Below are 5,444 nucleotides of genomic sequence, written 5' to 3' on the forward strand. Positions count from 1 at the left end.
CGCGACCTGCGCGACGGTGATCGCGGCGAATTCGGGCGGCCGCCGCCGCTGGTGCTCGATGGACCGCTGCGGCAACCTCAGCAAAGTCCGCCGCGACCGCCAGGGGGGGTGATCCGGGCCACCGGTGTCACAATTCGCGCCCGCGCGTCGTCGTCTCGGTGAAGCGATGGGAACGCCCCATCGGCACGGACGAGATCGGAGACAGTCATGACCGCGAAGATCCTGGTCACCGGCGGCACCGGAACCCTGGGCCGCGAGGTGCTGCCGCTGCTGCGCGAGCGCGGCGCCGACGTGCGCGTGCTGAGCCGCACCGATCATCGCCCGGACGGCGGCGTGCGCTTCGTCACCGGAGATCTGCTGCGCGACAGGGGCATCGAGGCCGCGGTGGCTGGCGTCGACACCATCCTGCACCTGGCGGGCGACGCCAAGAGCGACGAGGTGGCCACCGCGAACCTGTTGCGGGCCGCTGCCGCCGCGGGCGTCGGGCACATCGTCTACATCTCGGTGACCGCCGCCGAACTGCTTCCGCTGACCTACTTCCGCGCGAAGTTCGCCGCCGAACAGGCTGTCGCCGAGTCGGGTATCCCGTGGACCACTCTGCGCGCCGCTCAGTTCCACGATTTCGTGCCCCAACTGGTGGACACGATGCTGAAATCGCCGGTGCTGCCGGTCCTGGGCGGGGTGCGCCTCCAGCCGGTGCACGTGCGTGAGGTGGCGGCCCGGCTGGCGGAGCTGACGGTCGGCGCGCCCGCCGGCCGGGTGCCGGATCTGGTCGGACCCGAAGTACTCGGTATGCGCGAGCTGGTCCGCGACTACCTGGCGGTGCTCGGCAAGCGGCGTGCGCTGCTGACCATCCCGTTGCCGGGTAAAGCGGGCCGGGTTTATCGCGCGGGCGAGAACCTGGTCACCGATGGCGCCGACGTCGGCGAGCTGACCTGGTCGGACTACCTCACCGAGCGCCGGGACGCGGTCCTGGCCGGGTGACCCGGCCGCTGGATCACTTCGCACTCGCCCAGTTGGTGATCGACGGAAAGCACTCCGGCATAGCCGATTTCGGCTTCGGCGCGGAACTGATCCTGGACGGCCTCGAACGGCTGCTCGCCGCGAACGCGCGGTGATGCTCAGTCCATCCGGAACGTGGCCTCGGGATTCGAGACGTCCCGGATGACGCGCAGCGCCTCGGATAACGCCGCCAGCTGCGCGGGTGTCAGCAACCCGACGAACCAGCGGTCGACGGCGGCGAGATAGTCCGGCAGCACCTGTGCCAGCCGCGCCGCGCCCGCCTCGGTCAGCACCGCGTACGCACTGCGCCGATCCCCCGGATCCAGCTCCCGCTCCACCAGCTCGCCGCGCGCCAGGCGATCGACAAGCCGGGTGACACCACTGGTGGACAGCGCGGTCTGCACCGCCAGTTCCGACATGCGCAGCCTGCGCCCCGGCGAACGGCTCAGCCGCATCAAGGCGTTCAGATCCAGTCCGGACAAGCCGTGCGCGTTCCATACCTGCTCCAGCTTGCCGACCACGCCGCTGTGCGCCTCGAACAGCAGACCCATCGCTGTCAGGCGCGGGTCGTCGAACAGCTCGTTCACGTCCATAGGCGAAACCTACCCGATGGTTTCTTCGCGGATAGTTGACGCGAGGAATAGGTATCTGTAGAAATATGCATACGCAATATTCCTCACAGCAACTAGTGGAGGTTCCCATGTCGTCCACCGCTTGGATCGCCGGATTCCGCGCCGCCGTGATCGACCCGGACGAGCCGATCAAGTTCGCGGACTCGTACGCGTTCACCGACCAGACGGTGCGCCAAGTACTGCACCTGGCGGGCGGCGGAGCGCGGGTGCGGGTCGGGTTGACCAACCGTTACGGGAAGACGCCGCTGACGATCGGCGCGGCGCGAGTCGCCCTGCGCAAGACGGGCAGCGAGATCGTCGCCGAGACCGACACCGCGCTGCGGTTCGGCGGCGCCGAGCAAGTAGTGGTGCCGGCGGGCGGCGAAGTGTTCAGCGATCCGGTGGACCTCGCCGTCTCGGCGGGCACGGATCTGGCATTGAGCCTGTACCTGCCCGGGCCCACCGGCCTGGCGACCTTCTCGCACCAACCAGGGGAGACCGCCTACATCGCGGACGGCAACGCCGTCTCCGAGAGTGCGCTCGCGACCGCCGAGGAGTTTCCCGGACGGTTCTACGTGGTCGGCGTCGACGTGCTCGCGCCCGCGGAAACGCCGGTGGCCGTGGCGTTCGGCGATTCCTGGTTCGAAGGCGTCGGCACCACACCGGGCGCCGATCGCCGATCGGTGGACGTCCTCAACACGCGCCTGAACCGAGGTTGGGTGGTCAACCAGGGCATCGCCGGAAACCGGCTGCTGCTCGACCGGGTGGGCGAGGCGGGCCTGGCGCGCTTCGACCGCGACGCGCTCGGCGTGCCCGGCGTGACCAGCGTGCTGATCAACTTCGGCATCAACGACCTCGGTCTCGGCGGCATGACCGGGCAACCCCCCGCGACCGCGGACGAACTGATCGCGGGCTTCACCGCCCTGGCGCGGCGTGCGCACGCGGCGGGGCTCACCGTCCACGCCGCCACGATCGGCCCCTACGCAGGCGTCGTCTACGAAGGCCTGCACGTGGCCGAGGCGCAGCCGGCCCGCAGGCGCGTGAACGAATGGCTGCGCGGCACCGATGTCTTCGATTCGGTGTTCGACGTGGCGCGCGCGGTCGAGGATCCGGCACGGCCCGACTTCATCCGCCCCGAATTCGACAGCGGCGACGGCATGCACCTCAATGACGCCGGGGCGCGGGCGATGGCCGAAACCGTGGACTTGGCAGCCCTTTTCGGCTGAGGCGGCGCACCCCCGCTAAGGCTCCAGGCCGCGCAGCACGATCTCGACGCCGCCTCGGAATTCGTCGTCGGCCGACATGCCCTTGGCCTGGCCCGCGGTCTGCGCCAGATGCGGATAGTCCGCGGCGGGGAGTTCGGCCATCACGATCGTCCCCTGCCCCGGCAGCGGCGCGTAGTGCTTGTTCTGGAGGTAGCCGATCAGGAAGGCGACCAGCGTGCGCTGGGCGATGACGCGGGCGCGTCCGGTGAATCCGCCCTCGGTGAGCACCGCCAGCATCGCTTCCATCACGCGCAGCGATTCCACCGACGACTGCCGATGCCGCAGCACGATCGGCACGGCGGCCGGATGGGCCGAGAACCCGTCACGGATATGTTCGAGTAGCACCGTCACCCGCTCTTTCCAGCCGCTTCCGGCGGGGAGCGACGTGTCGATCGACGCGAAGACGTGGTCGGCCACCAGCACCTCGAGCGCATCGCGGTCGCGCACATAGCGGTACAGGGCCATGGTGGCCATGCCCAGTTCCCGGGCCACCGCGCGCATGGTCAGTGCGGACAGCCCGTCGCGATCGAGCACGGCGAGGGCCGCCGCCGCGAGATCGGCGGTGGTCAGCGAGCGAGGACGGGGCACGGATTGACAGCGTACAAGCTACGCGCATACTGGTCGTAGGCGTACGAAGTACACCTACGAGAGGAGCCCTCATGTCGCTGCCGACCACCGTCTCCGGTCGCACCCTGGTCACCATCTCCGGTGCTCGAGTCGGGATACCGGATCCCGATGACCTGATCCACCTTCAGTTCCGCCGCTTCGCCGGATGCCCGGTGTGCAACCTGCACCTGCGTTCGATCGTCAACCGCCGGGACGAGATCGCGGCCGCCGGCATCCGCGAAGTGGTCGTCTTCCATTCCGGCGCGGAGGAACTGCGCAAGTACACCGCCGAATTGCCGCTCGACGTGATCGCCGACCCGGACCGCGAGCTCTACCGCGAATTCGGCGTCGAGACCTCACCCCGCGCGCTGCTCGACCCGCGCGGCTGGCCCGCCATCCTGCGCGGCGTCGCCCACGACGCTTACGCGACACTGCGCCGCAGGCAGGTCGCCCCGCCCACCACACCGGAGGGCGGCAGTCTCGGCCTGCCCGCCGATTTCCTGATCTCACCCGACGGTCGCGTGCTCGCCGCGAAGCACGGCACGCACGTCTACGACCAATGGTCGGTGGACGAACTGCTGGCGCTCGTCCCGGCGGAGCGTCACGCGTGAGGATTGCCGAAAGACCGTTGCTTGCCCGGGTGTTCGCGTTGATTCCCGCTGGACTGCTCGCCGGAGCGTTCGGTTACGGGGCCGTCAATGTCGTGTACGCGTTCCGCCGAGTCCCTTTGGATGTGCGCTTCACCTTCCACACCACCCTGATGAGCGTGAACGGCGTCGTCATGCAATCGCTGATGGGCCTGACCATCCTGAGCACCCTGGTACTCGCCGCCCGCTCCACCGGTCGCGCACGCCTGCTCGCAGGCGGCGCGAGCGTGCTCGCGTTCGCGGCCTTCCTCATCACCCGCCTCGGCAACGTCCCGATCAACCAGAAGATCAAGGTATGGCCGTCACCGGCCCGCCCGCCGACTACGCCGAAATCCTCGGCCGCTGGGAAGCATTCCACTTCACCCGCACGGCCTGCGCGCTACTAGCTTTCCTCCTCGTCGTCCTGACCACCGTGCTCCCACCACGGCCCTCTCCGACAATTCACTGACCGCGGCGAGCGGCGCATGGTGGAAGGGCTTCTCGCACTTCGCCGCGGCCATGTGCCACTCACGACCGAAGGGACGGGTCGTCAGGGCTGTTCGAGTACATCGAATGGGATGGTCGCTTCGACCGGGTCGTCGAGTAGCAATACACGTCGATGGACCGTGTGGGCGAGATAGCGGCGGCCGGACCAGTCGAGACGGTATTCCTCGATCTCTTCGATACGTTCTTCCTTTTGGTCCAGCCGGACGATCAGGTACCGAGGAATACCTGCGGCCGCGTATTGGATTCGTTTGTCGTTGATATCGGCATCGATAGTCGATTCGGAAGTGACCTCGACCACCAGCAAAATGTGTTCACGCACGGTGTTGACGTCGTAGGGTTCGCAGTCCCGGATCCAGATGTCGGGATAGCGGATGTTCAACCGCCTATCCGCCGCCGCGGATTCGGCGTCAGCGAATCGTGCGGCAACGTCGGAGTCCACGATCATGCACGGGCCGCCGTCGCGCCGGGCCGCCTCCAGCATCCCGGCCAGCCGCCGGACCACCCGACTGTGCACGGGGCTCTGGGCCATCAGCCGAACCACGCGCCCGTCGACGATCTCGATGTCACCGAGCTCAGCGGTCGCCCCTTCGGCGAACTGCTCGGCCGTCACACGCAGCACCTTTTGCTCGTCGGGAGCGCTCATAGCGGACATCATTGCAGTCCGGACCGGAACCCGGACCACGGACTCGACTGATGATCACTCCAGGGACCGGGAAACTGTCCTGGCTCGGCGATTCCCGCGGTACAGATCTTCCGCTTAGCGCAGTGGCCCCCTCTCAATTCCGGGAGGGGGCCACTGCTTCCGTCGAGAAGCTGAACGGCGCGTT

The 5,444-nt window shown here is 68.2% G+C and carries 9 protein-coding genes; 6 read left to right on the forward strand and 3 right to left on the reverse strand.

Annotated features, from left to right (window positions below):
• Nucleotides 1-16: 16 nt before the first annotated feature.
• The 3 genes from ABZ420_RS15025 (at nucleotide 17) to ABZ420_RS15035 (ending at nucleotide 1,118) form a co-directional block, all read left to right on the forward strand.
• Complete coding sequence (locus ABZ420_RS15025) at nucleotides 17-112, forward strand: CGNR zinc finger domain-containing protein (protein ID WP_357122200.1); 96 nt, start codon at nucleotides 17-19, stop codon at nucleotides 110-112.
• 95 nt (nucleotides 113-207) lie between these two features.
• The gene (locus tag ABZ420_RS15030) at nucleotides 208-984 is read left to right on the forward strand and encodes an SDR family oxidoreductase (protein WP_357122203.1); all 777 of its coding nucleotides are present in this window, start codon (nucleotides 208-210) and stop codon (nucleotides 982-984) included.
• Nucleotides 981-1,118, forward strand: coding sequence for a hypothetical protein (locus ABZ420_RS15035; RefSeq protein WP_357122206.1), 138 nt, complete (start codon nucleotides 981-983; stop codon nucleotides 1,116-1,118). The genes ABZ420_RS15030 and ABZ420_RS15035 overlap by 4 nt, the downstream gene beginning before the upstream one ends.
• A gap of 3 nt (nucleotides 1,119-1,121) precedes the next feature.
• On the opposite strand, the gene ABZ420_RS15040 is transcribed toward ABZ420_RS15035, so the two are convergent.
• Complete coding sequence (locus tag ABZ420_RS15040) at nucleotides 1,122-1,595, reverse strand: MarR family transcriptional regulator (RefSeq protein ID WP_357122209.1); 474 nt, start codon at nucleotides 1,593-1,595, stop codon at nucleotides 1,122-1,124.
• Nucleotides 1,596-1,702: 107 nt separating this feature from the next.
• On the opposite strand from ABZ420_RS15040, the gene ABZ420_RS15045 reads away from it, so the two are divergent.
• Nucleotides 1,703-2,839, forward strand: coding sequence for a GDSL-type esterase/lipase family protein (locus ABZ420_RS15045; RefSeq protein WP_357122210.1), 1,137 nt, complete (start codon nucleotides 1,703-1,705; stop codon nucleotides 2,837-2,839).
• Nucleotides 2,840-2,854: 15 nt separating this feature from the next.
• On the opposite strand, the gene ABZ420_RS15050 is transcribed toward ABZ420_RS15045, so the two are convergent.
• A complete protein-coding gene (locus tag ABZ420_RS15050; RefSeq protein WP_357122212.1) occupies nucleotides 2,855-3,466 on the reverse strand; it encodes a TetR/AcrR family transcriptional regulator C-terminal domain-containing protein in 612 nt (203 codons plus the stop codon).
• 71 nt (nucleotides 3,467-3,537) lie between these two features.
• Between ABZ420_RS15050 and ABZ420_RS15055 the strand changes: the two genes are divergently transcribed.
• Both ABZ420_RS15055 and ABZ420_RS15060 read left to right on the forward strand, forming a co-directional pair.
• On the forward strand, nucleotides 3,538-4,095 hold the full coding sequence (locus ABZ420_RS15055) for a peroxiredoxin-like family protein (protein WP_357122214.1): 558 nt from the start codon (nucleotides 3,538-3,540) through the stop codon (nucleotides 4,093-4,095).
• Nucleotides 4,092-4,517, forward strand: coding sequence for a DUF1772 domain-containing protein (locus ABZ420_RS15060; protein WP_357122216.1), 426 nt, complete (start codon nucleotides 4,092-4,094; stop codon nucleotides 4,515-4,517). The genes ABZ420_RS15055 and ABZ420_RS15060 overlap by 4 nt, the downstream gene beginning before the upstream one ends.
• A 143-nt stretch (nucleotides 4,518-4,660) precedes the next feature.
• On the opposite strand, the gene ABZ420_RS15065 is transcribed toward ABZ420_RS15060, so the two are convergent.
• Nucleotides 4,661-5,260 carry a Uma2 family endonuclease gene (locus tag ABZ420_RS15065; RefSeq protein WP_357122219.1) on the reverse strand — a complete coding sequence of 200 codons (600 nt, stop codon included), beginning with the start codon at nucleotides 5,258-5,260 and terminating at the stop codon, nucleotides 4,661-4,663.
• Nucleotides 5,261-5,444 lie beyond the last annotated feature (184 nt).

Origin of the sequence: Nocardia sp. NPDC005745 (assembly GCF_040630775.1) — a bacterium.
Taxonomy (GTDB): Bacteria; Actinomycetota; Actinomycetes; order Mycobacteriales; family Mycobacteriaceae; genus Nocardia.